This is a genomic window from Roseateles toxinivorans, from assembly GCF_004362525.1.
GTDB lineage: Bacteria > Pseudomonadota > Gammaproteobacteria > Burkholderiales > Burkholderiaceae_C > Paucibacter > Paucibacter toxinivorans.
On the sequence record NZ_SNXS01000001.1, the window covers coordinates 397,158 to 420,187 of the forward strand.

Sequence of the window (23,030 nt, forward strand, 5' to 3'; positions counted from 1 at the left end):
ACTTCGGGCATGAGTGATCCCTCCCCGCGCCCGGTGCTGACACCCGCCGCCCGGCGCTTCCTGCCCTGGGTCGTGGCGTTGGCGTTCTTCATGCAGACGCTGGACACGACCATTCTCAATACCGCCCTGCCAGGCATGGCAAGGGACCTGGGTGAGAACCCGCTGCGCATGCAGTCGGCCGTGGTGGCCTACATGCTGACGGTGGCGCTGCTGATACCGGCCTCGGGCTGGCTGGCGGACCGCTTCGGTACCCGCACGCTTTTCCTGTGGGCGATCGGCCTGTTCAGCGCCGGCTCGCTGGCCTGCGCGCTGAGCAGCTCGCTGAACATGCTGGTCGCCGCGCGGGTGCTGCAGGGGGTGGGCGGCGCGCTGCTGGTGCCGGTGGGCCGGCTGACCGTGCTGCGCGCCTTTCCGCGCGAGGAATTCCTGCCGGTGATGACCTTCATCGCCATTCCCGGACTGGTCGGTCCGCTGATCGGCCCGGCGCTGGGCGGCCTGCTGGTCGAGTACGTCAGCTGGCACTGGATCTTCCTGATCAATCTGCCGGTCGGTGTGGCCGGCGTGCTGGCCAGCCTGCGCTTCATGCCGCAGCTGAAGAGCCAGCGCGCGGCGCCGTTCGATTGGGGCGGCTATGTGCTGTTCAGCCTGGGGCTGATGCTGCTGTCGGTGGCACTGCAGGGTTTTGGCGAGCAGATGGTGGGCTCGGCCGTGGCCATGGTGCTGCTGGTGGCCGGAGTGGCCAGCATGATGGCCTACTGGCTGCACGCCGCACGCGCGCCCGAGCCGCTGTTCAGCATGGTGCTGTTCACCATTCCGACCTACCGGATCGGCATCATCGGCAATGTGTTCGCGCGCCTGGGCAGTGGCGCCACGCCGTTCCTGATGCCGATGTTTCTGCAGCTGGGCCTGGGCTTCTCGCCCAGCGCGGCCGGCCTGTCCATGGTGCCCACGGTGATGGGCGCCATGCTGACCAAGACGGTGGCCATCAAGCTGATCAAGCGCTTGGGCTACCGGCGGGTGCTGGTCGCCAACACGCTGGCCCTGGGCGCGATGATCGCCAGTTTCGCGCTGGTGGACCGGCACACCACCCATCTGTGGCTGGCCCTGCATCTGGGTCTGTTCGGCATGATCAACAGCATGCAGTTCACGGCGATGAACACGCTCACGCTGGGGGATCTGGATGCCGCCACGGCCAGCAGCGGCAACAGCCTGCTGTCGGTGGTGATGCAGCTGTCGATGAGCCTGGGCGTTGCAACCTCAAGCACCTTGCTGCTGCTGTTCTCGGGCGTCGGCAATGTGCACTCGGTCCTGGGAGCCGGCATCGATCTGGTGCCGGCCTTTCACGCCACCTATCTGGCGATTGGCAGCATGGCGGCGCTGGCCTCGTTCATCTTCTACCAGCTGCGCCACCACGAGGGGGCCCGCGACGCGCAGGACACGATGGGGCAGGAGTAGCCTTCAGCGGCCCCGGGCCCAGTCGGCGTCGATGAAGCGCAACACGCTGTCTTCGTCGTGATGGCCGATGACCTGGTGCGCATGGCGCTTCAGCTCGTCGATGGCGTTGGCCATGGCAATGCCGCGGTGGGCCGCGCGCATCATGCCGACATCGTTGATCTGGTCGCCGAACACGACGATCTCGCGCTCATGCAGGCCATAGCGCTCGGCCAGCGTCTTGATCGCCTGATCCTTGGTGGCTCGGCGGTCGTGCACGGTGAGCCAGAACCAGCCGGGCAGATAGAGGTCATCGGCCAGATGGCATTCAACGCGCTCGCCGAACCTGGTCTCGATCTCGGCTTCCAGCGCCTGCAGCGGCCCCTCGCGATCGACGACCACAAAGGTCACCGCCGGATCGATCAACTCGTCCTGCAGCCGCTCGGCGCGACGCAGCCGCGGGTCGCGATTGGCGATGCGTTCTTCGATGAAGCGCTGCTGGCCGTGGTTCTGCGCCTCGATATGGAACAGGTGGTCACCGCGCGGTCCATGAGTCGCGAAGAAGGGCGTCAGGCCCAACCGGACGATCAACGCGAACACCTCCTGCGCCAGGGCCGGCTCCATCGCATGGACCAGCTCATGCTTGCAGGTCGCCATCTCGCTGATGCAGGCGCCGTTGGTCGAGATCACCGGCAGCCGCAGCGGCAGATCGCCAAGCAGATGTCGGATCGACGAGACATGGCGCGCGCTGGCCACGGTGAACAGCAGGCCCTCGTCGAGCAAGCGGGTCAGGCCCGTGCGGGTGCGGTCGGAAAGCCTGCCGGACCTGTCCAGCAAGGTGCCGTCCAGGTCGGACACATACAGAGTCATGTCAAGGCGCGCGCGTCAGAGCACATCGGACGCGAAGTCCGCCAGTCGCGAACGCTCGCCACGCGCCAAGGTCACATGCCCGCCATGGGCCCAGCCCTTGAAGCGATCCACCGCATAGGTCAGGCCCGAGCTGCCCTCGGTCAGATAGGGCGTGTCGATCTGCGCCAGATTGCCCAGGCAGATGATCTTGGTGCCTGGGCCGGCACGGGTGATCAGGGTCTTCATCTGCTTGGGGGTCAGGTTTTGCGCCTCGTCGATGATGACGAACTTGTTCAAGAAGGTGCGGCCGCGCATGAAGTTCAGGCTCTTGATCTTGATCTTGCTGCGCACCAGGTCATTGGTGGCGGCACGCCCCCATTCGCCGGCACCGCTGTCGCCGCGGGCCAGGACCTCGAGGTTGTCGTCCAGCGCGCCCATCCAGGGGCTCATCTTCTCTTCCTCGGTGCCGGGCAGGAAGCCGATGTCCTCACCGACCGGCACCGTCACGCGGGTGACGATGATCTCGGTGTAGCGGCGGTCGTCCAGCACCTGCGACAGGGCGGAAGCCAAGGTCATCAGGGTCTTGCCGGTGCCGGCCGTGCCGGTCAGCGTGATGAAGTCGCAGTCCGGATCCATCAGCAGGTTCAGCGCGAAGTTCTGTTCGCGATTGCGCGCGGCCACGCCCCAGACGGCATTCTTCTGGTGGCTGTAGTCCTTCAGGGTGCGCAGCACGGCATGCTTGCCGGTGATTTCGGTCACCTTGGCGTACAGCGAGGTGGCGCCTGGGGCTTCCAGATAGACGAACTGGTTGACCATCAACGCCGGCACCATGGGCCCGCTGATGCGGTAATAGGTCAGGCCGGCCTGCTGCCAGCTCTCCATGGTCTTGCCATGGTGCTCCCAGAAATCGGCCGGCAGGGGCAGCACGCCGGTGTAGAGCAGATCGCCGTCTTCCAGCGTCTTGTCATTGAAGTAGTCTTCGGCGGGCAGGCCCAGCGCGCGGGCCTTGATGCGCATATTGATGTCCTTGGACACCAGCACCACCTCGCGCTTGGGCTGCTGCTTGCGCAGCGCCTGGACCACGGCCAGGATCTGGTTGTCGGCCTTGCCCTGGGGCAGGCCGGCGGGCAGCACCGTCTCCATCAGGCCGGTCTGGAAGAACAGCTTGCCGCCGGCCTCGCGGTGGCCGGTGTGGGCCAGGGACAGGCCCTCCGCCATGTCCTCGGCCGTGTTCTTGCTACCGCTGGGCAGGCTGGCAGCCAGCGCGTCCAGCTCTCGGCTGACCTGGCGCACATTGCGCGAGACCTCGGTCATGCCCTTCTTGTGACCGTCCAGCTCCTCCAGCGTGATCATTGGCAGATAGATGTCATGTTCCTCGAATCGGAACAGCGACATCGGGTCATGCATCAGCACATTGGTGTCGAGCACGAACAGCTTGGCCGGGCCGGTGCCACGCGGCTTGCGGGTGCGCGGCTCTGGCGACTTGCGGTTGGCCGCGCCGTTGTGGGCCGGCAGTATCAATGGGGCAGGGCTGCTGGGCGCCGGCGGCAGGCTGACCGGTGCCTTGGCCTTGGCCTGAGGGGTCGGGGCTGGAGGGGCGACCGCCACGGCCGCAGCGGTGACACTGGTTTCGCGAGCCGGCGCGGGTGCCGGGCGCGGGCGGGCGGCGCTGGGGCTTTTTCGGGCTGCGGTGGCCGTGGCTTCAAAGTCGGCTGCGGAGAGGAGGCTGGCTCGTTTTGCGGGTGGCTTGGGCAGAGGCATGTGGGCGTCTTCAAACAGGCTATGAGGGCCAAAAAAGCAAAAAGCCGCACAGTCGGCTGTACGGCTTCAGGGAAGTTCGTGGTTCACGCAGGGGCGTGGTTCGCGTCACGGGCATGGAATCATTATGCACAAGTCGATGTGACACTCCCGCCACGCGACGCAGCGCAAATACGACAAAAGCCGACACGAGGTCGGCTTTTGTCACAAACAAGGCAAACCGATCAGACGGCTTTTTTCAGCCCCTTGACGGCCTTGAGGACTTCGTCCACATGGCCGGCCACCTTGATGCCGCGCCATTCTGCACGCAGCACGCCGGCACCATCGATCAGGAAGGTCGAGCGCTCGATGCCCTTGACCTTCTTGCCGTACATGATCTTGTTCTTGACCACGCCGAACATATGGCACAGCTTTTCTTCTGTGTCGGCGATCAGTTCGAACGGCAGTTCAAGGTTCTGCTTGAACTTGTCGTGTGAAGCCATATTGTCTCGAGACACGCCCAGCACCACGGCCCCAGCCTTCACAAAATCCTTGTGACGGTCACGGAACTGCATTGCTTCGGTTGTACAACCGGGCGTATTGTCTTTGGGGTAGAAGTAGAGCACGACGGCTTGACCTGCGTAGGTCTGCGGCGTGAACTTCACACCGCCGGTGGCGAGTGCTTCAAGTTCCGGGAGGGTTTTATTGAGCGCTGGCGTCATGAGGCGTTCTGCACAGAGGTATGTGCCCTTGTGGGCATAGCCCGCAATTATACGGTCTGATCAGGCCCGCTCCGGCCGAGTCGTGAGAGAAGTCTCGAATCGGCCCCTGTCCGCGGGGCGCTCAGCTCTCGATCAACAGGGCCGCCAGCACCGCCCGGCCCTCGCTGGCCAGCACGTTGTAGGTGCGGCAGGCGGCGGCCAGATCCATGGTTTCCATACCGATGCGGGCGTCTATCAGGCTGCGGTACAGGGCCGCAGTGGCAAAGCGGATCTTGGCGCCGCTGCCGAAAATCACCAGTTCCGGCTTCAGCGCAAGGATCTGCTCGAAGTGGCCGGCCTGCAGGTCGGGAAAGCGACTCACCGGCCACTCCTGCACCTCGCCCTGCCAGGGCACCAGCAGGCTGCGGCCGTGCGGCCGGCCGTTGACCCAGACCTGGCTGGCATCATGGCGGGAGATGCTGTTGCCGCCCATCGGTTCGTCGAGTTGAAACTTCATCCGTGGCCTGTTATTCCTTGGCAGCAAGGCGCTGTGATTAAATTGTATCTTTTGCAGTGCAGCAAACTTGCTGCCATGCAAAGGCCCCGCCCACTCAGGAGTTCCCGTCTTGAAACCCGCGATGAAGACCGTTTCCAAGTCCGACAAGCTGGCCAGCGTCTGCTATGACATCCGCGGCCCCGTGCTGGACAAGGCGCGGCAGATGGAGGACGAGGGCCACAAGATCATCAAGCTGAACATCGGCAATATCGCCGCCTTCGGCCTGGAGCCGCCCGACGAGATCGTGCAGGACATGATCCGCAACCTGCCCCATGCGGCCGGCTACACCGACTCCAAGGGCCTGTTCGCGCCGCGCAAGTCGGTCGTGCACTACTGTCAGGAGAAGCGCATTGCCGGCGTCACCGTCGATGACGTGTATCTGGGCAATGGCGCCTCCGAGCTGATCGTGATGAGCATCAACGCGCTGCTCAACAATGGCGACGAGGTGCTGCTGCCCGCCCCTGACTATCCGCTGTACACCGCCGCCGTGGCGCTGTCGGGCGGCACGCCGGTGCACTATCTGTGCGACGAGCAGAGCGACTGGATGCCCGACATCGCCGACATCAAGTCCAAGATCACCGAGCGGACCAAGGCCATCGTCGTCATCAACCCGAACAACCCGACCGGTGCGCTCTATCCGGACAGCGTGCTGCTGGAGATCATCGAGGTGGCGCGCCAGCACCAGCTGATCATCTTCGCCGACGAGATCTACGACAAGACGATCTATGACGGGCACGGCCACACCAGCATCGCCTCGCTGGCCGACGATGTGCTGTGCGTGACCTTCAATGGCCTGTCGAAGAACTACCGCTCCTGCGGCTACCGCGCCGGCTGGATGGTGGTGTCGGGCGAGAAGCGCCATGCGCGCGACTACATCGAGGGCCTGAACATGCTGGCCTCGATGCGGCTGTGCGCCAACACACCGGGCCAGCTGGCGATACAGACGGCGCTGGGCGGCTATCAAAGCATCAAGGACCTGGTGGCGCCGGGCGGCCGGTTGGCCCGCCAGCGCGACCAGGCCTACGACCTGCTGACGCAGATTCCGGGCGTGTCGGTGGTCAAGCCCAAGGCGGCGCTGTATATGTTCCCGCGGCTGGACCCGAAGATGTACCCGATCGCCAACGACCAGCAGTTCGCCTACGACCTGCTGGCCGAGGAGAAGGTGCTGATCGTCCAGGGTACCGGCTTCAACTGGCTGCAGCCCGACCACTTCCGCCTCGTATTCCTGCCCAATACCGATGACCTGGCCGAGGCGGTGGGCCGCATCGCCAGGTTCCTGGACCACTATCGCAAGCGCCACTCGGCGCACTCCCTCTGACATCAAACCGCAGGGCGCCCGGTGGCGCATGAGCTGACATGAAACCAATGCAAGTGGGCCTGATCGGGGCCGGCGTCGTCGCCACGGGCGTGGCCAAGGTGCTGGAACGCAACCAGAACGAAATCATGCGCCGTGCCGGCCGCGGCATCCAGGTCACCCATGTGGGTGCGCGCAATCTGGACAAGGCGCGCAGCACCCTGGGTATCGCGGCCGACTACAGCAGCCAGCTGGAGGCCGTCGCCACCCACCCGGACGTGGACATCGTCGTCGAGCTGATCGGCGGCACGACGCTGGCCAAGGACCTGGTGCTGAAGGCGATTGCCGCCGGCAAGCATGTGGTCACTGCCAACAAGGCCCTGCTGGCCGTGCATGGCACCGAGATCTTCGCCGCGGCCCGCGACAAGGGTGTGATGGTCGCCTTCGAGGCCGCCGTCGCCGGTGGCATTCCCATCATCAAGGCATTGCGCGAGGGGCTGACGGCCAACCGCATCGAATGGATCGCCGGCATCATCAACGGCACGACCAACTTCATCCTCAGCGAGATGCGCGCCAAGGGCCTGGACTTCGGCGTGGTGCTGAAAGAGGCCCAGCGCCTGGGCTATGCCGAGACCGACCCGACCTTCGACATCGAAGGCGTCGATGCGGCGCACAAGCTGACCATCATGAGCGCGATCGCCTTCGGCACGCCGGTGCAGTTCGACCGCGCCCATATCGAGGGCATCACCAAGCTGCAGGCCACCGACATCAAGTACGCCGAGCAGCTGGGCTACCGCATCAAGCTGCTGGGCATCACGCGCCGCCGTGACCACGGTATCGAACTGCGCGTGCACCCGACCTTGATCCCTGCCAAGCGCCTGATCGCCAATGTCGAGGGCGCAATGAACGCCGTCGTCGTGCAGGCCGACGCCGTGGGCACCACGCTGTATTACGGCAAGGGCGCCGGCTCCGAGCCTACCGCCTCGGCCGTTGTTGCCGACCTGGTGGACATCACCCGCCTGCACACCGCCGATCCCGACCACCGCGTGCCGCACCTGGCCTTCCAGCCCGATGCGATGAGCGATGCGCCCATACTGGCGATGGACCAGGTCATCACCTCGTTCTATCTGCGCCTGACGGTGGCCGACGAGGCCGGCGTGCTGAGCCGCATCACCGGCATCCTGGCCGAGCACGACATCTCGATCGACGCCGTGCTGCAGCGCGAATCGGCCGAAGGCGAGCGCCAGACCGATCTGATCATCCTGACCCATGACACGCTTGAGGGCAGCATGAACAAGGCCTTGGCGCAGATGCAGGCACTGCCTACCGTCTTGGCACCCATCGTCAGAATCCGCAAGGAGGAGCTGGCGTGAAGTACATCTCCACCCGCGGTGACAAAACCGAACGCAGCTTCTGCGACATCCTGCTCGAAGGCCTGGCGCCCGACGGCGGGCTGTATCTGCCGACGCACTATCCGCAGATCGACGATGCGACGCTGACGAAGTGGCGCAAGCTGAGCTACGCCGAGCTGGCCTTCGAGATTCTGTCGCTGTACATCAGCGACATCCCGGCCGCCGACCTGCGCGCGATCACGGCCAAGGTTTACACCGAGGAAGTGTTCGGCACCAAGGCGATCACGCCCTTGAAGCCGCTGGAGCCCGGCCTGGTGCTGGAAGCCCTGTCCAACGGCCCGACGCTGGCCTTCAAGGACATGGCCATGCAGTTGCTGGGCGCGCTGTTCGAGTACGAACTTGGCCGGCGCGGTGAGCAGCTGAACATCCTCGGCGCGACCTCGGGCGACACCGGCAGCGCCGCCGAGTACGCGATGCGCGGCAAGCGCGGCGTCAATGTGTTCATGCTGAGCCCCAACGGTCGCATGAGCGCCTTCCAGCAGGCGCAGATGTTCAGCCTGCCCGATGCCAACATCCACAACATCGCCATCGAAGGCGTGTTTGACGACTGCCAGGACATCGTCAAGGCGGTGTCTAACGATCTGGACTTCAAGCGCAAATACCGCATAGGCACCGTCAACTCGATCAACTGGGCGCGGCTGCTGGCCCAGGTGGTCTATTACTTCGCCGGCTATATCCAGGCGACGAAGTCGAACGAGGAGAAGGTCAGCTTCACCGTGCCCTCGGGCAATTTCGGCAATGTCTGCGCCGGCCATGTGGCCCGTTCGATGGGCCTGCCGATCAAGCAATTGGTGGTGGCCACCAACGAGAACGATGTGCTGGACGAGTTCTTCCGCACCGGCAGCTACCGCGTGCGCGGCAGCGCCGAGACTCACGAGACCTCGAGTCCTTCGATGGACATTTCCAAGGCCTCGAACTTCGAGCGCTTCGTGTTCGATCTGCTGGGCCGCGACGGCGCCCGCACCAAGGCCTGCTTCAAGGATGCGTTGAACGCCAGCGGCGCCTTCAGCATCACGGCGGACGAGTTCGCGCGCATCGCCGGTTTCGGCTTCGCGTCCGGCAGCAGCCGTCACGCAGACCGTCTGGCCACCATTCGCGCGACCTACGAAAAAACCGGCGTGATGGTGGACACGCACACGGCCGATGGCCTGAAGGTGGCCCGCGAGCATCTGCAGCCGGGCACGACGATGATCGTGCTGGAGACCGCCTTGCCGGCCAAGTTCGCCGAGACGATACGCGAGGCGCTGGGCGTCGAGCCGCCACGGCCGGCCGCGCTGGCCGATCTGGAGTCGCGCCCGCGCCGCGTCACCGTGATGGCTTCCGATGTGGACGCCGTCAAGCGCTATGTGGTCGAACATGTCTGAGCGGCCATGAAGGTACTGGGCCTCTGTGGCGCTTCGGGCGCCGGCAAGACCACCGTCGCCGAGGGCCTGATCAAGGCGCTGCGTGAGGCGGGTCAGCGCATCTCGGTGGTCAAGCATGCGCACAAGCGCTTCGATATCGACCATCCGGGCAAGGACTCGTTCCGCCACCGCGCGGCGGGTGCGTTCGAGGTGATCATCGCGAACAGCCGGCGTCTGGCCAAGGTCCGCGAGTTCGAGTCGGAGGTGGACCTCAACGTTGATCAGCTGCTGGCCGAACTGGCCGACAACGGCGAGGTCCGCAACTGGGCCCTGGTCGAGGGCTTCAAGCATGCCTCGCTGTTGAAGCTGGAGGTCTGGCGCAGCGCGGTGGGCGGCCCGGTGCTGTACCCCGAGGATCCCTATGTCGTCGCAGTCGTGACCGACGCGCCGGATGGGCTGCCGGTGGCCACCGGCCTGCCGGTCTTCACCATGGGCGACTCGGCCGCATTGCTGCAATTTCTGATGCAAGATGCGGCTCGATATGACTACCACAGCCCCTATGCCGACGAGTCCTCCGACGCCTGAAAAGCTTCCCGCACTGCAAAGCCTGGACGAGGCGCTGGCCCGGCTGTTGACGGCCGTTGCTCCACTGGGCGAGGCCGAGACCGTTTCGACTTTCGATGCGCTGGGCCGGGTGCTGGCGCGGGACGTGGTCTCCACCATCGATGCGCCGCCGGCCGACAACACGTCCATGGATGGTTATGCCATGCGCGCCGCCGATGTGCCCGCCGCCGGCACCGTGTTGCCGGTCGCGCAGCGCGTGCCGGCTGGCATCGTCGGCGCCGTGCTGCGACCTGGCACGGCCGCCCGCATCTTCACCGGCGCGCAGATTCCGCTCGGCGCCGATGCGGTGGTGATGCAGGAGTTGTGCGAAGGCATTCCGGGCGAGGGCCTGGGCTCGGTTCGTGTCAACGAAGTGCCGCAGGCCGGCCAGTGGATACGCCGCCGCGGCGAGGATGTGGAGCAGGGCGCCGTGGTGCTCCATGCCGGCCACCGGCTGGACCCTGCTGCGCTGGGTCTGGCCGCGACGGTCGGCGCCGCCACGCTGCAGGTCGCCCGCCGCCCGCGCGTCGCGCTGTTCTCCACCGGCGACGAGCTGGCCATGCCCGGCGAGGTGCTCAAGCCCGGCGCGATCTACAACTCGAACCGCTTCACGCTGCGTGGCCTGCTGCAGGCGCTGGGCTGCGAGATCACCGATCTGGGCATCGTCCCCGACCGGCTGGACGCCACCCGCGCCGCACTGCGCGAGGCCGCAGCCGGCAACGACCTGATCATCACCTCGGGTGGCGTGTCGGTTGGCGAGGAAGACCACCTGCGCCCGGCCGTGCAGGCGGAAGGGCGGCTCGACCTGTGGCAGATTGCGATCAAGCCGGGCAAGCCGCTGGCCTTTGGTGAGGTGCGCCGTGAAGAGGGATCGGGCAGCGCCTGGTTCATCGGCCTGCCGGGCAACCCGGTGTCCAGTTTCGTGACCTTCATGCTGCTGGTGCGGCCGGTGATTCTGCGGCTGCAGGGCGCCACGGCGCTGACTCCCCAGGCGCTGACCCTGCGCGCGGATTTCGACTGGCCCAGGCCCGACCGCCGCCGCGAGTTCCTGCGCGTGCGGCTCAACGCCCAGGGCGGGCTGGACCTGTTCCCCAACCAGAGCTCGGGCGTGCTGACCTCGGCCGTCTGGGCCGATGGCCTGCTGGATCTGCCGGCCGGGCAGCGAATAGCCTGCGGAGACGCCGTGCGCTTTCTGCCGATGGCGGGGCTGATGTCATGACGATGAAGATTCATCTGCGCTATTTCGCCTCCTTGCGCGAGGCCCTGGGTTCCACCGAGACGGTCGAGATCGAGGTCGGCAGCACCGTCGGTGCGCTGCGTGATCAGTTGATCGCCCGTGGTGAGCCGCACGCCGGTGCACTGGCCCGCGGCCGGGCGCTGCGCGCGGCGCTGAACCAGACCCTGTGCGACGAATCGGCGCCGATTCCCGATGGCGCCGAGGTGGCGTTCTTCCCACCGGTGACCGGGGGCTGAGATGTCAGTCGCCATCCAGACCCAGGATTTCGATCTCACGACCGAGGTCGCGGCCCTGCATGCCGGCAACGGCGGTGTCGGTGCCATCGTCAGTTTCGTCGGCACGGTGCGCGATCGGGGTCAGGATCAGGCCATCAGCCTGATGGAGCTGGAGCATTACCCAGGCATGACCGAGCGGGCGATAGAGGCCATGGTTGACGAGGCGCACAAGCGCTTCGACATCCTCGGCGCCCGTGTCATCCATCGCGTCGGCGTGCTGCAGCCGCTGGAGCAGATCGTGCTGGTGGCGGTCACGTCCAGGCACCGCGGCCAGGCCTTCCAGGCCTGCGAGTTCCTGATGGACTATCTGAAGACCCAGGCGCCGTTCTGGAAGAAGGAGACCACGCCCGAAGGTGCGCGCTGGGTCGATGCGCGCAGCGTCGATGACGCGGCGCTGGCCCGCTGGGGCATACAGGCCGGCAACGCTGCCGCAGACGTGTGAGTGCTCTGTTGGCGCAGGCATCGATGGTGGCGCTGGGCGCCGCCGCCGGCGCGCTGGCACGCTGGGGCGCCGGTCTGTGGCTCAATGCCAGCTGGGGCGGTTTTCCGCTTGGCACGCTGCTGGTCAATCTGGTCGGTGGTCTGTTGATCGGCATGGCGCTGGAGTGGTTCGGCCGCACGCCGGACGAGATGCTGCGCCTGCTGCTGGTGACCGGCTTTCTGGGCGGGCTGACGACCTTCTCGGCCTTTTCCGGCGAGTCGCTGGCGCTGCTGCAGCGGGGCTCTCTCGGCATGGCGTTTGCCCACACCGCCGCCCATGTGCTGGGCGCGCTGGCCGCGGCCAGCCTCGGCCTGAAGCTGATCCAGCTGTGGCTCGACTGACATGACCATGCTGCTGAAGGTCGGTGAACTCGCCAAGCGTGCCGGCCTGACGGTGCGCACCCTGCATCACTACGACAGCATAGCCCTGCTGCGCCCCTCGGCTCGCTCCGACAGCGACTACCGCCTGTACAACCAGGGCGACATTGCCCGCCTGCACGGCATCCAGGCGCTGCGTGGCCTGGGCCTGCCGCTGGACGAGATCGGCCGGCTGCTGGATAGCGGCGGGGCCGACCTGCCGCTGATCGTCGAGCGCCAGCTGACCGCGCTGGAGGATCAGATCAAGCAGGCCAATGCACTGCGTCAGCGGCTGGAGTTGCTGCAGGCCAAGTTCGCCTCTGGCCGCGAGCCCGAGCTGGACGACTGGCTGTCCAGCCTGCAGCTGATGACCACCTGCGACAGCTATTTCACCCCGGCCGAGATGAAGCTGATCTTCGGCAACTGGCCGGTGGTGGAGGCCGACTGGCAGCAGCTGGTGGCCGATGTCCATGCGCTGATGGCCACCGGCGTGGGCTCGGATGACCCGCTGGTGCAGCCGCTGGCCCAGCGCTGGATGAATCTGATGCACGACTGGATGCGCGGCGACTTCGATCTGATGGAGCGCTGGGGCAGGATGTATTTTGCCGAGCCGGGCCTGCATGCCGGTGCTGGCCCGAATCTGGCCATGGTCAGCTTCATCGACCAGGCCGTGCAGCTGCGCCTGGGCTTGTTGCGCCGCTACATCAGCGACGCCGACCTGCGCCGCATCGGCAATGTGCCGCAGCACGAGTGGCGGGCCATGGCCGCGGCGGTGCAGGGGCTGATCGATGCGCAGGCATCCCCGGACGGCTCGGAAGCCCGCGCGCTGCTGCCGCGCTGGCTGGCCCTGATGGAGCGCTCCAGCCAAGGCGACGCACAGCTGCGCGCCAAGCTGCAACAGGCATACGAGCGCGAACCGCTGCTGCGCCTGGGCGCTGCGCTGACCGAGGCGCAGCGCGCCTTCCTGATGCAGGTGGCCGATGCCATCAAGGCCTAAGCCTCAGGCCTTGATGGCGGTTCAGTCTCTGCGCCGGCCGCGGGCCAGCTTTCTGCCGCTCAATGCACCCAGTCCCAACAGCATCAGGACCCAGCTGCCCGGCTCCGGCACCGCGCTCACGGTAATACTGCTGACCGCGCCCCCAATGACGAACACGACCTCGCTGCGCTGCGTATGCGTGCTCACCCAGTCCAGGGCCAGCTGGTAGTCGTCCTGGTTGGCGTAGTCGGACTCCAGCACCTCAATGCTTGCCTGGCCAGAGGCCTGCAGCGAGAAGATCGCGGTGTCGAAGCCGCCGACATTGATCTGCGAGGGCAGGGACGTGCCGCTAATCGCCAGGCCCTTGCTGTCGCGCAGCGCAATGCCCATGAACTGGAAGCTCAGCTGGCTGTAGCTCATATGCAGCGGCATCGCGGCCAGCGCCGGCGCTGCCTGCTGGAACGACCAGGGCGATTGAAGAGGGTCGAACGCGGTTGATTGAGGGGTGGCCAGGGAGAAGTCGAGCGAGCCGCCGGACAGTGGGCCGAAGTCCCAGGGCACGGAGAGCACGTCGATAGTGCCGAGGCGGTTGTCGCCAATGAACACCCGCGTCTGGTCGCGGACCAGCGCCTGTGTCGCGCCATTGCGCGTCACGGTCATGCCGAACTTCGCAGAGTAGGCCGCGAAATCCGACCCGGAAAGCACGGGCGCACTGGTGCGGTCGTAGGAGAACCATCCGCCGAGGCTGGGGTTCTCCTGGGCAAAGGCCTGAAGCTCCGCCGATGGCGTGCCGACGGTATTGGACCAGGCAAGCATGCCGTTGCCATCCATCAGGCTGAGGGACAGCTGGTTGCCAAGCGCCCCGGTCTGGAAACTGAACACGGTCTCGGCCGCGTTGGCGTTGCAGGCTGTGCCGATCAGGGCGCAGGCAAGCGCCATGCCAGTGAGTGTGGTGTTGCTGTTGAGCACAGGTCTCTCCTCGTTTTGATCGAGGCCTAGTGTCACCAGCCCGCGGCGAGGCGTCATTACCTGAACCGGTAGCGGAGTAGCGGCACTCCCTTGTTTCGGGGGGCAGGCGGCGATTGCAGAAAAACGCCTGATGCGCTTGACCCTCACGCCACGTCAGGCCGCACAGTGCGGGCCATGACGCATCCTCAAACGCCTTCTTCGTCCGCCGCGCCTGGCTTGCAGCGCGGCGCGCTGTTCCGCGACCGCAATTTCATCTGGATGCTGGGCGGTGGCATCCTCTCGATGCTGGGTGATCAGTTCACCCTGATCGCCTTGCCCTGGCTGGTGCTGCAGATGAGCAGCGACACCCGGGTGCTGGGCACCGTGCTGCTGATTGTGGGCCTGCCCCGCGCGCTGTTCATCCTGATCGGCGGCGCCTTTGTCGACCGCTACTCACCCAAGCGGGTGATGATGCTGACCAAGTACGTCAACACCGTGCTGCTAGGCGCGCTGGCCTTGCTGGTGCTGACCGGCGCGTTGACGCTGCCCTGGCTATACGCGCTGTCGCTGGGCATAGGCCTGGCCACCGCCTTCAGCATCCCCTCCGGCACGGCCATGCTGCCCCAGGTGGTGGCGCGTGAGCAGCTGCAGGCGGCCAACGGCGTGATGCTGGGGCTGCGCCAGCTGGCTATGTTCGTCGGCCCTCTGCTGGCAGGCCTGCTGATCGCGCTGTTCGGCTCCGGCCGCGCCGACGCGGTGACCGATGCACGCGGCCTGGGCCTGGCCTTCGGCTTCGACGCCTTCAGCTTTGCACTGTCGGCCTGGACCCTGTCCCGGGTGCGCGTGCTGACGCCACCGGCCGCTTCGGCCACCAAGGTCTCGGTGCTGGCCTCGGTGGGCGAGGGCCTACGCGCCTTCTGGGCCGATGCGCAGCTGCGCACCTGCCTGCTCTACTGGGCGGCAGTGGCCCTGCTGATCAGCGGCCCGGTGCATATCGCGCTGCCGGTGCTGGCCAAGCAGGTGCCCGGCCTGGGCGCCGCGGCGCTGGGCACGATGCTCGCCGCGCACGGCGCCGGCACGCTGATGGGCATGGGCGTGGCGGGCGCCAAACCGCAGTGGCGCTTGCGCAGCCTCGGTCTCACGCTGCTGGCCGTTGATGCCCTGGTGGGCCTGCTGTTCATGCCCATGGGCACCATCACCGCCACCTGGCAGGGCGCCGCGCTGCTCTTGCTGATCGGCCTGCTCGGCGGCTTCATGCAGGTGGCCGTGTTCACCTGGATACAGCGCCGCGTGCCACCCATCATGCTGGGTCGGGCGATGAGCCTGTTCATGTTCATCTTCATGGGCCTGGCGCCACTGTCCTCGGCGGCCACCGGCTGGCTGTTGCACAGCCTGGCCTTGAGCACCCTGTTCCTGGCCAGCGGCGCGCTGCTGGTGGTCATCGTCGTGGTGGCCTTGCTGGCCACGCAGATGCCACAGGTCAGTGAGGCCGTCGCTGCTTGAAGCCGGCCGCGCCCATCAGCCCCAACAATCCGCAGGCCATCAGTGCCCAGGAGTGGGGCTCGGGCACTGCAGCCGCCGGCAGGGTGTCGGGGAACAGGCCCGAGGCCGAATAGGTGGTCGCACTTGTTGGTGCGACGAAGCCGGTGCGTATGGTGTGCGAGAAGTCCAGCGACGAGCTCAGGTTCTCGTAGGACAGGTCCATCGCCACCCGGGTTTCCAGCTCCAGGGTCCACTCGAAGTCACCCCCCGGCGCAAAGGCATAGCTGACCTCGGCCGGCGTCGCACCCAACGTGACCTGCTGGAAGAACACACCACCGCAGAAGCCCGCCAGGGTGCGGCTCTCTCCCAGGCACCAGCCGGCGCTGTTCAGCGCCAGCGCATTGACCTGGTTGCTGAGCCGCACGTACTCGGTCCAGGCAGCATCATTGCCAAACTGCTGGGCGTAGGCGTTGTAGTCGAAGGTGCTGAGCTGGTGGTTGGCTTCCAGGCCACCGGGGCGCCAGATATTCAATCTCAACGTGGCCCAGGTCATGGCCGAACTGCTCACCGGCGTTGCCACGGCAGCGGGAATATCGACCGTGCCGTCTACGCCGAAGCGGAAGGTGAACTGCTCACCATCGGCCCACAGGTAGCCGCTGCTGCCGTTGCGAAAGCTCAGGCTGTCCGCGATGGTGGCCGATGCGCTGGCGGTGGTGCTTCTGACGCCGAAGGCAGGGGCGGCGTCGCTGCCGGGCTGGTTGATGCCCAGGCCCAGCGAGGCGCTGGCCTTCAGCTCGCCGCTGGCCAGATCGGCGCGCGCGAAGACCGAACTGGTCTCCAGCTTGTGCAGATAGCCGCCGGCGCCGTTGCCGAAGGCCCAGGTGCGCGCACCGCTGTTGCTGCCTTCGGTGGCCGCGCCGCTGTAGTCGACGATGTAGCCGTAGTTGGAATTGGCGTACTCCGCGGTTTGGACATACTCGCCCGAGTTCAGATGGCGGCCGCTGTAGTGCGTGACCGGTGTGGTACTGGCCACGGCGTAGCTGCCGGCGAACAGGCCCATGGCCAGGGTTGCGGCGAGGCGGTTCGGCGCCAGCTTGCGGGCGGGGGATGCGTTGAGAGTCATGACGGATCTTTCGTTGTGAACGTTTGGGTGCAGGGCTTCAAAGACGCGCCATCGGGCGCTTGCGACTTTGCCGGAGCAGGATCGGCAGAACGCCCAGCAGCAGCAATTGCCAGCTGCCGGGCTCGGGAACGCTGCTGACGGCGTAGTGCGTGCCCGAGTTGCCCACCAGGCTGTCCAGCCCAATCTCGTTGCCCATCGCGTCGAAGGCGTGGGCGCGCACCAGACGCAAGGTGCTGCCGAGGTCCGCCCAGGCTTCGTAGCTGCCGCCATTGATGTAGGACTGGGCGAAGTTCACTTCGGCATGGGCCATCAGCTCGAAGCTGAAATCAGCCTTGCCGTTGACCACCGGGATGGGCTTGGACCATACGGCTCGGTCAATGGTTTTCGTGCCATGTGTGAAGAGCCAAGTCGAAGGGTCGAAGCTGGACTGTTGTGAATCCCAGGCCAGAGTGGCGCCCCAGTTGGCGCTGTCGTACTGATTGACCTGCCACAGACTGCCTTCCACCGAGCTGTACTGGTCGCCGTGGAAGTCGACGCCCAGTGTGCCGTCGATGCCCAGCTCAAAGCGCAGGCTGGCCGCAGCGGTGCCTGCACTCGTGCCGAGGGTGACGATGTCGCCCAGGCTGGCCGAGGCCCGGCTTGCGTAGCCCATGGGCACGCCACCCGCTATCGGTATGCCATTGGCATCGGCGTAGGGCAGGTTGGCGCTGCCCGCGGTCATCGGGTTGTCCACCATGATGCGCGCCTGCACCGACAACTGGGTGTAGTTGGCCACCGCACGCGCCTGCGACTGGTAGCTGGTGGTCGTGGCTGCCCCCGCGTTGTCTATCACGTCGAAGCCGCCTGCCTGACTCCAGACCGACGGTGTGCTGTCGAAGGTCACCGTGCTGGTCGGGCGAATCCAGCTGTAGCTACCGGCGGAGAGCGGCGAAAGAAAGTCGAGTGCCGTCTCGGCGCGCAGGGCGTAGGCCTGCTGCGCGCACAGGCTGCTGAAGCCGGCCAGAGTCAGCAGGCGCAAGGAAGTGGAGAGAGTGGTTGTCATGGAACTCCTGACAGGAAGAAGCCTGGGTTTCAGCCGGCCTCAGTCTGGTTGGCGTGAAGGCTCGCGTCATTACCTGAATTGGCATCAGGCGCATCCCCCCGGGGCGGCTCCCCCGCAACTCGGGGGGGCAGCAGATCGCTCATGGATAGGCGCGGCGGGTGGGCGGTCAGCACTGACACGCTGCGCCACAGCAAAGACACCAGTTGCACCTGGCGCTGGGTATGGGTCTTGGCCAGCAGCTTCTTGACATGGGCATGCACGGTGTTGAGTTGCACGCCAAGTTCGGCGGCAATTTGATGGGTGCCTTGGCCATCGGCCAGCGCGGCCGCGATGCGGGCTTCGGTGGTCGTCAGCCCGAACAGCCCCGGCAGCAGCCGGCGGTCCATGCGCTGGTTCATCGGGTCGACCAAGGTAGCCAGCACAGCCAAGGGCTGATCCTGGCTGTCGGTGATGATCTGGGCCAGCACGCTGAGCGAGGGCCGACCCTTGCGCGTCAGGGTCAGGCTTTGACCGGCTACCAGCTGTTCGGCCAGGGAGGCTTGCTGACCCCGAGCCACCAGACGGCCGCGCAGCAAGCCCAGGACCTCGGCATTGGCCGCCAGCACGGCTCGGGCACCGTCGCTGCAGCTCAGCAAATGCATTTGCAGATCCAGCAGCAGCGCGTTGTGGGGCAACAGGGCGGGGGCGATCTGCAAGGGCATGGTCGAAGGCGCAGGCCGGTTCGGGTGCGTTGGCGATGTCAGTGCGTGAAGCATGGCGACCTGTGCGTTACTGGCGCGTGACGCGGCCAGCTCGCCAGTCGCGGCGCCGTGCTAACGTCCGACCCTGACGCCACCTGATGCGAGCACCGCTGTGACGCTGTCCGACCCCGACCCCGATCCTGGAAGCGCTGGAGTCTCCGCAGTCCCGCCAGCTCCCCGGCTGTGCCTGCTGGGGCTGCCTCGCATCGTGACACCCGACCGGGCCGACCATCTGCTGGAGCGTCGCGACGCGGCCCTGCTTGCGATGCTGGTGCTGCGCGGTGCGATGCCTCGGGCTCAGGCGGCTGAGAGCCTGTGGCCCGGCCTGCCGGCGCAAAAGGCGCAGACGAATCTGCGGCAGCGCCTGTTCCGGCTCAAGCAGGCGGTGAGTGCGGGGCTGGTGCTGGGCCAGGCAACGCTGCGGCTGGGGCCGGGACTTGCCCATGACCTCCAGCCGCAGGCGCTCGCGGCCCCGGTGGTGGCCCAGGATGCCTTGTTGCTGGGTGGCCTGGACTATGCCGACTGCGGCCCGCTGGGCGAGTGGGTCGAGGAGGCCCGCGCGAAGTGGCGCCAGCAGCGCCGCACGGCCTGGGCATCGCGCGCCGAAGCGCTGGAAGCCGCCGGACGTCTGGCCGAGGCACTGCCCTGGGCGCAAGGCCTGGCCCTGGAGCATGCCGACAGCGAGCATGCGCATCGCCGCGTCATGCGCCTGCACTACCGGCGTGGGGACCGAGCCGCCGCGCTGGCGGCCTTCCGGTCGTGCCAGCAAGCGTTGATGCGGGAGGCCGGGGCAAGCCCCGGCGATGAGACGCAGGCGCTGGCAGCCTTGATTGAACGCAGTGCCGACCTGTCGACCGCTCCTGCAACAGCCGCACGTGCGGTGACCCTGCTCAGGCCCCCGCTGCTGGTGGGCCGGGAGGCCGAATGGAGCTTGCTTGCCGCTGCCCGCGGCCGCGGGCAATGGCTGCTGCTGGAGGGGGAGGCCGGCATCGGCAAAAGCCGGCTGGCTGAAGATTTCGCCCGCAGCTGCGGGCCCGTGCAATCGGTCAAGGCCTATGCGGGCGATGCCGGTACGCCCTATGCATTGCTGGCGCGTGCGCTGCGTTTGCTGCTGCCCCAGCTGCCAGCGCCGCCGGACTGGGCGCGAGCCGAGCTGGCGCGTCTGCTGCCCGAGTTGGGACCCTCGCCCGAGCCGCGTCTGGAAGTCCTGAGGTTGAGGCAGGCGCTGGCCGAGGCACTGAAGCCCTGGGCTGATCAGGGCTTGGGCAGCCTTGTGCTGGATGACCTGCAGTGGGCCGATGCGGCGTCGCTGGACGGCCTGCTGGCCTGGCTGGCACCGGCCTCGCCGAACCTGCCTTGGGTCGTGTTCGTTGTCCGCTCGGGCGAGCCTGCGGCGGCCTTGCGTGCCTGGGTGGCCGAGCAGGCGCTTGAGCGCATGGGTGCCCTGACGCTGCGGCCGCTGCCCGAATCGTCCATCGCGGACTTCGTGCAGGCGCTGGACTTGCCGCAGCTTGATGGCTCGGCCCGGCAAACGCTGGCAGTCACGCTGTTGCGGCGTACCGGCGGTCGGCCGCTGTTCATGTTGGAGCTGTTGCGCGCGGGGGGCGGCCTGCTGCCGGCAGAGGGTTCGCTGGCCGAGGCCGAACCCCGGCAACTGCTGGCGATGATAGAAACCCGGCTGCTGGCGCTATCGGCCCCGGCGCTCAAGCTGGCGCGGGTCGCGGCGCTGATGGGGCCTGCGTTCTCTGTGGCGCTGGCGGCCGAGGTGCTGCGCCTGCATCCCATCGACCTGGTCGATCCCTTGCGGGAGCTGCAGGCGGCGCAGCTGATGGGCGAGCAGGGCCTGGCCTTCGATCTGGCCCAGGAAGCGCTGCAGGGCTCGGTGCCGGAAGCGATTGCGGCGCTGCTGCATCGCGCAATTGCTGCGGCGCTGCATCAACAGCAGGCCGCTGCCCCCTCGGTGGTGGCCTCGCACTGGGCCGCGGCCGGTGAGTGGCCCGCGGCGGCACGCTTGTTCGAGCTCGCGGCTCAGGCCGCGCTGGCGGCATCACGCCGCGTCGAGGAGCTGGGTTTTCTGGACCGGGCCGCCCACTACTACAGCAAGGCCGGCGCCCAGGACGGTGTCTTCCGGGTCGCGCACCGTGCGCTGAGCGCGGCCATGAGCGTGGAAACCCCGGCCGCGACGCAGGCCCGTGTGGACGCGCTGCAGCTGATGGCCGGCGATGATGGGCAGCGCTTGACGGCGCTGCTGGCCGCCAGCCGCTATCGGCTTTGCCTGTCCGATGGCGCGGGCGCGCTGCTGCCGTCCGGCCAGGCCCTGCGCTTGGCGCAGGCGCTCGGTCGCCATGACCTCGAAACCGTGGCCGCCGGCTGGCACGGCATGGCCTTGACCTTGACCGGCGATCTCGCTCAGGGGCTGGCCTGTTGCGAGCGGGCGCGTGGCACCGCCGAGCGACTGGACGACGTGCGCGCCCGGCTGGATTTCCATGGCGCCCATGGCTATGTGCTGTTCTGCGCCGCCCGCTATACCGAGGCGCTGGCCCCGCTGCGCCTGGCCGCGGCGCTGGCCGAGAGCCTGGGCGACCTGAGCGAGGCGATGGAGCAGCACTGCAATGTGGCCGTGTGCCTGACCGCATTGGGCGAGCGCGAAGCCGCCTTGGTCACCGGCGAGCAGATGCTGGGTCTGTGGCGGCGCATGGGCGAGCCGCCCGGCCTGGCGGCGGCCACCAACCACGTCCATCTGGCAACCTCCTACTTCGGCCTGGGGCGCTACCGTGAGGCCCTGGATCTGCTGCCCTGGGCCCTGGCCCAGTTCCGGCAGGGCGAGGCGCCGGCCTGGGTGGTTATCACCGAAAACAGGCTGGCACGCATCCATCTGCGTCTGGGCCAGATCGCCAGGGCCCGACAGCTCATGACGCCGCTGCCCGCCGGTGCGGACGCCGGCAATCGTGCCGCGCGGCAGGTGCTCGTCGCCCGGCTCGACGCCCTGGCGGGCAAACGGGTGCTGCCCGCGCTGCTGGCGGCCCACCCCTCGCTACCCGACACCTTGGACCTTGCGGATCGATGCAGTTACGAGCTGCTGCTTGCCTCGCTGCTGCCGCCCGAAGAATCATTGGCCTGGTGCGAACGGGTGCTGGCGCGGGTGGCCGCTGACAACGCGCCGGTGCGCCTGCATGCCGGCCTGCGACAGGCCGACGCGCTGCGTCGCCTCGGCCGCCACCCTGAAGCTGCCCGGCATGCCCGTGCCGCTGTGGCCTTGGCGGCGCAGAGCAGCGCGCTGGACATGGACCCGGCCGAACTCTGGTGGCTGGCCTTCCAGGCGCTGCGCGACGCCGGTGAGGAGACCGCGGCCCGGCAGGCGCTGGCCAAGGGCAGGGCCTGGATAGCCTCCTGCCTGCCCCATGTGCCGGACGCCTTCATGCCCAGCTTCCGGGAGCGCAATCCGTTCAACCGGGCGCTGCTGGCGGCGCGGCTGCCGGGCGAGCCGGCAGAGCGCGGTGCTCACTCGATGTCTTGAAGCAGATGCCCGAAGCGCTGCTGCAGTTCGGCGGAAGCCGGCTGCAGCGGGGCCCGCAACTCGTTCTGCACCGCGCCCTGACGGGCCAGCATGGCCTTGATCGGCGCCGGGTTGGGCTCGTCAAAGCACAGCTCGATCAAGGGCCGCAACTGGCGCCAGAGCATCCTGCCACGCGGCAGATCACCAGCCAGGAGTGACTGAACCAAGGCAACGAAACGGGGTGTCTGCAAGTGCGCGCTGGCCGTGATGGCGCCGGTACCGCCCAGGGCCAGGGTGCCGAAGATCTGATGGTCCTCGCCGGCCAGCACGGCCAGGCGGCCGTCACCGATCAATGCCTCAGTCGAGGCGGGCTGACCACCGCAGTCCTTCAGCCCCTGGATGGCCGGGTGGGCTGCAAGCTCCAGCAGCGTCGCCAGCTCGATCTTCACACCGGTGCGGTAGGGGATGTCGTAGAGCACCAGTGGCAGCGGCGTGGCGTCGGCCACGGTGCGGAAGTAGCTCAGCAGCCCGGCCTGTGAGGGCCGGATATAGCTGGGCGGCGGCAGCAGAAAGGCGTGCAGCGGGAAGCGCTCGGCCAGCCATTGCGTGCGCGCGGCCACGCGCTCGGGCCGCAGCCCGGACACCCCCATGATCACCGGCAAACCACCGGCCGCCTCGACCGTGGTGGCCAGCGCGGCGTTCTGCTCGGCCTCATTCAGCAGGCCGCCTTCGCCGGTGCTGCTGCTGGCCACGAAGCCACCCACGCCGTCCCGCTTGAGCCGCAGCACCAGCGCCTTCAGCGCGCCATGGTCGATCTCGCCATGGACAAACGGGGTGACGACGGGGATCCAGAGGCCGGAAAAATCTTGCACGATCACGATCAAAGTCCTTCAGGTGGTGTTGACCTGGAAAACCGTGCGGGAGGAAGCGCGAAGACTGTCGCCGGGA

General features: G+C 67.1%; 21 protein-coding genes. 12 read left to right on the forward strand and 9 right to left on the reverse strand.

Features of this window, described 5'->3' with window-relative positions; all coding sequences use genetic code 11:
* The first annotated feature begins 9 nt into the window (after positions 1-9).
* Positions 10-1,455 (forward strand): multidrug transporter subunit MdtD, encoded by a 1,446-nt coding sequence (gene mdtD / locus DES47_RS01845; protein WP_133698956.1) that lies wholly within the window; start codon positions 10-12, stop codon positions 1,453-1,455.
* 3 nt (positions 1,456-1,458) lie between these two features.
* Here mdtD and DES47_RS01850 read toward each other — a convergent pair whose 3' ends face one another.
* The 4 genes from DES47_RS01850 to DES47_RS01865 all read right to left on the reverse strand — a co-directional run bounded on the left by DES47_RS01850 (position 1,459) and on the right by DES47_RS01865 (position 5,235).
* Positions 1,459-2,301, reverse strand: coding sequence for an HAD-IIB family hydrolase (locus DES47_RS01850; protein ID WP_133698957.1), 843 nt, complete (start codon positions 2,299-2,301; stop codon positions 1,459-1,461).
* Positions 2,302-2,316: 15 nt separating this feature from the next.
* Complete coding sequence (locus DES47_RS01855) at positions 2,317-4,041, reverse strand: PhoH family protein (RefSeq protein ID WP_133698958.1); 1,725 nt, start codon at positions 4,039-4,041, stop codon at positions 2,317-2,319.
* A gap of 221 nt (positions 4,042-4,262) precedes the next feature.
* On the reverse strand, positions 4,263-4,739 hold the full coding sequence (locus tag DES47_RS01860; protein ID WP_133698959.1) for a peroxiredoxin: 477 nt from the start codon (positions 4,737-4,739) through the stop codon (positions 4,263-4,265).
* Between the two features lie 121 nt (positions 4,740-4,860).
* Entirely contained in the window at positions 4,861-5,235 is a 375-nt protein-coding gene (locus DES47_RS01865) for an Mth938-like domain-containing protein (RefSeq protein WP_133698960.1), read from the reverse strand.
* A 121-nt stretch (positions 5,236-5,356) separates the two neighbouring features.
* On the opposite strand from DES47_RS01865, the gene DES47_RS01870 reads away from it, so the two are divergent.
* Genes DES47_RS01870 through DES47_RS01910 form a run of 9 tightly spaced genes read left to right on the forward strand, consistent with a single transcriptional unit; the run spans position 5,357 to position 13,272 of the window.
* A complete protein-coding gene (locus tag DES47_RS01870; RefSeq protein ID WP_133698961.1) occupies positions 5,357-6,592 on the forward strand; it encodes a pyridoxal phosphate-dependent aminotransferase in 1,236 nt (411 codons plus the stop codon).
* 38 nt (positions 6,593-6,630) lie between these two features.
* The gene (locus DES47_RS01875) at positions 6,631-7,941 is read left to right on the forward strand and encodes a homoserine dehydrogenase (RefSeq protein ID WP_133698962.1); all 1,311 of its coding nucleotides are present in this window, start codon (positions 6,631-6,633) and stop codon (positions 7,939-7,941) included.
* Positions 7,938-9,344: a threonine synthase gene (gene thrC, locus DES47_RS01880; RefSeq protein ID WP_133698963.1), complete on the forward strand. Its 1,407-nt coding sequence runs from the start codon at positions 7,938-7,940 to the stop codon at positions 9,342-9,344. The genes DES47_RS01875 and thrC overlap by 4 nt, the downstream gene beginning before the upstream one ends.
* A gap of 6 nt (positions 9,345-9,350) precedes the next feature.
* Entirely contained in the window at positions 9,351-9,908 is a 558-nt protein-coding gene (mobB, locus tag DES47_RS01885) for a molybdopterin-guanine dinucleotide biosynthesis protein B (protein ID WP_133698964.1), read from the forward strand.
* Positions 9,883-11,145 (forward strand): molybdopterin molybdotransferase MoeA, encoded by a 1,263-nt coding sequence (locus tag DES47_RS01890; RefSeq protein WP_133698965.1) that lies wholly within the window; start codon positions 9,883-9,885, stop codon positions 11,143-11,145. The genes mobB and DES47_RS01890 overlap by 26 nt, the downstream gene beginning before the upstream one ends.
* A 2-nt stretch (positions 11,146-11,147) precedes the next feature.
* Positions 11,148-11,399, forward strand: coding sequence for a molybdopterin converting factor subunit 1 (moaD, locus tag DES47_RS01895; RefSeq protein ID WP_133699683.1), 252 nt, complete (start codon positions 11,148-11,150; stop codon positions 11,397-11,399).
* 1 nt (position 11,400) lies between these two features.
* Complete coding sequence (locus DES47_RS01900; protein ID WP_133698966.1) at positions 11,401-11,880, forward strand: molybdenum cofactor biosynthesis protein MoaE; 480 nt, start codon at positions 11,401-11,403, stop codon at positions 11,878-11,880.
* Complete coding sequence (locus tag DES47_RS01905; protein ID WP_243748114.1) at positions 11,877-12,260, forward strand: CrcB family protein; 384 nt, start codon at positions 11,877-11,879, stop codon at positions 12,258-12,260. The genes DES47_RS01900 and DES47_RS01905 overlap by 4 nt, the downstream gene beginning before the upstream one ends.
* Position 12,261: 1 nt before the next feature.
* Positions 12,262-13,272 (forward strand): MerR family transcriptional regulator, encoded by a 1,011-nt coding sequence (locus DES47_RS01910; protein ID WP_243748115.1) that lies wholly within the window; start codon positions 12,262-12,264, stop codon positions 13,270-13,272.
* 21 nt (positions 13,273-13,293) lie between these two features.
* On the opposite strand, the gene DES47_RS01915 is transcribed toward DES47_RS01910, so the two are convergent.
* The gene (locus tag DES47_RS01915; RefSeq protein ID WP_166651807.1) at positions 13,294-14,220 is read right to left on the reverse strand and encodes a PEP-CTERM sorting domain-containing protein; all 927 of its coding nucleotides are present in this window, start codon (positions 14,218-14,220) and stop codon (positions 13,294-13,296) included.
* Positions 14,221-14,394: 174 nt separating this feature from the next.
* Between DES47_RS01915 and DES47_RS01920 the strand changes: the two genes are divergently transcribed.
* Positions 14,395-15,702, forward strand: a complete 1,308-nt coding sequence (locus DES47_RS01920) for an MFS transporter (RefSeq protein WP_133698968.1) — start codon at positions 14,395-14,397, stop codon at positions 15,700-15,702.
* Here DES47_RS01920 and DES47_RS01925 read toward each other — a convergent pair.
* The 3 genes from DES47_RS01925 to DES47_RS01935 are packed head-to-tail and all read right to left on the reverse strand — an operon-like array spanning position 15,680 to position 18,541.
* Positions 15,680-16,804 carry a hypothetical protein gene (locus DES47_RS01925; RefSeq protein WP_133698969.1) on the reverse strand — a complete coding sequence of 375 codons (1,125 nt, stop codon included), beginning with the start codon at positions 16,802-16,804 and terminating at the stop codon, positions 15,680-15,682. The two genes, DES47_RS01920 and DES47_RS01925, sit on opposite strands and share 23 nt — an antisense overlap.
* Positions 16,805-16,841: 37 nt before the next feature.
* Positions 16,842-17,846 (reverse strand): hypothetical protein, encoded by a 1,005-nt coding sequence (locus tag DES47_RS01930; protein ID WP_133698970.1) that lies wholly within the window; start codon positions 17,844-17,846, stop codon positions 16,842-16,844.
* Between the two features lie 29 nt (positions 17,847-17,875).
* Positions 17,876-18,541: a helix-turn-helix transcriptional regulator gene (locus DES47_RS01935; RefSeq protein ID WP_208114881.1), complete on the reverse strand. Its 666-nt coding sequence runs from the start codon at positions 18,539-18,541 to the stop codon at positions 17,876-17,878.
* A 253-nt stretch (positions 18,542-18,794) separates the two neighbouring features.
* Between DES47_RS01935 and DES47_RS29505 the strand changes: the two genes are divergently transcribed.
* Positions 18,795-22,103, forward strand: a complete 3,309-nt coding sequence (locus DES47_RS29505) for an ATP-binding protein (protein ID WP_133698972.1) — start codon at positions 18,795-18,797, stop codon at positions 22,101-22,103.
* Here the strand turns inward: DES47_RS29505 and DES47_RS01945 are convergent.
* The gene (locus DES47_RS01945) at positions 22,088-22,960 is read right to left on the reverse strand and encodes a 4-hydroxy-tetrahydrodipicolinate synthase family protein (protein ID WP_243748116.1); all 873 of its coding nucleotides are present in this window, start codon (positions 22,958-22,960) and stop codon (positions 22,088-22,090) included. The genes DES47_RS29505 and DES47_RS01945 overlap by 16 nt on opposite strands.
* Between the last annotated feature and the right edge of the window lie 70 nt (positions 22,961-23,030).

What these genes read in the sequence shown, in the direction of transcription:
- mdtD (WP_133698956.1), top strand. Translation starts at nt 10, where the DNA reads ATGAGTGATCCCTCCCCGCGCCCGGTGCTGACACCCGCCGCCCGGCGC.
- DES47_RS01850 (WP_133698957.1), bottom strand. Translation starts at nt 2,301, where the DNA reads ATGACTCTGTATGTGTCCGACCTGGACGGCACCTTGCTGGACAGGTCC.
- DES47_RS01855 (WP_133698958.1), bottom strand. Translation starts at nt 4,041, where the DNA reads ATGCCTCTGCCCAAGCCACCCGCAAAACGAGCCAGCCTCCTCTCCGCA.
- DES47_RS01860 (WP_133698959.1), bottom strand. Translation starts at nt 4,739, where the DNA reads ATGACGCCAGCGCTCAATAAAACCCTCCCGGAACTTGAAGCACTCGCC.
- DES47_RS01865 (WP_133698960.1), bottom strand. Translation starts at nt 5,235, where the DNA reads ATGAAGTTTCAACTCGACGAACCGATGGGCGGCAACAGCATCTCCCGC.
- DES47_RS01870 (WP_133698961.1), top strand. Translation starts at nt 5,357, where the DNA reads ATGAAGACCGTTTCCAAGTCCGACAAGCTGGCCAGCGTCTGCTATGAC.
- DES47_RS01875 (WP_133698962.1), top strand. Translation starts at nt 6,631, where the DNA reads ATGAAACCAATGCAAGTGGGCCTGATCGGGGCCGGCGTCGTCGCCACG.
- mobB (WP_133698964.1), top strand. Translation starts at nt 9,351, where the DNA reads ATGAAGGTACTGGGCCTCTGTGGCGCTTCGGGCGCCGGCAAGACCACC.
- DES47_RS01890 (WP_133698965.1), top strand. Translation starts at nt 9,883, where the DNA reads ATGCCGACGAGTCCTCCGACGCCTGAAAAGCTTCCCGCACTGCAAAGC.
- moaD (WP_133699683.1), top strand. Translation starts at nt 11,148, where the DNA reads ATGAAGATTCATCTGCGCTATTTCGCCTCCTTGCGCGAGGCCCTGGGT.
- DES47_RS01900 (WP_133698966.1), top strand. Translation starts at nt 11,401, where the DNA reads ATGTCAGTCGCCATCCAGACCCAGGATTTCGATCTCACGACCGAGGTC.
- DES47_RS01910 (WP_243748115.1), top strand. Translation starts at nt 12,262, where the DNA reads ATGACCATGCTGCTGAAGGTCGGTGAACTCGCCAAGCGTGCCGGCCTG.
- DES47_RS01920 (WP_133698968.1), top strand. Translation starts at nt 14,395, where the DNA reads ATGACGCATCCTCAAACGCCTTCTTCGTCCGCCGCGCCTGGCTTGCAG.
- DES47_RS01925 (WP_133698969.1), bottom strand. Translation starts at nt 16,804, where the DNA reads ATGACTCTCAACGCATCCCCCGCCCGCAAGCTGGCGCCGAACCGCCTC.
- DES47_RS01930 (WP_133698970.1), bottom strand. Translation starts at nt 17,846, where the DNA reads ATGACAACCACTCTCTCCACTTCCTTGCGCCTGCTGACTCTGGCCGGC.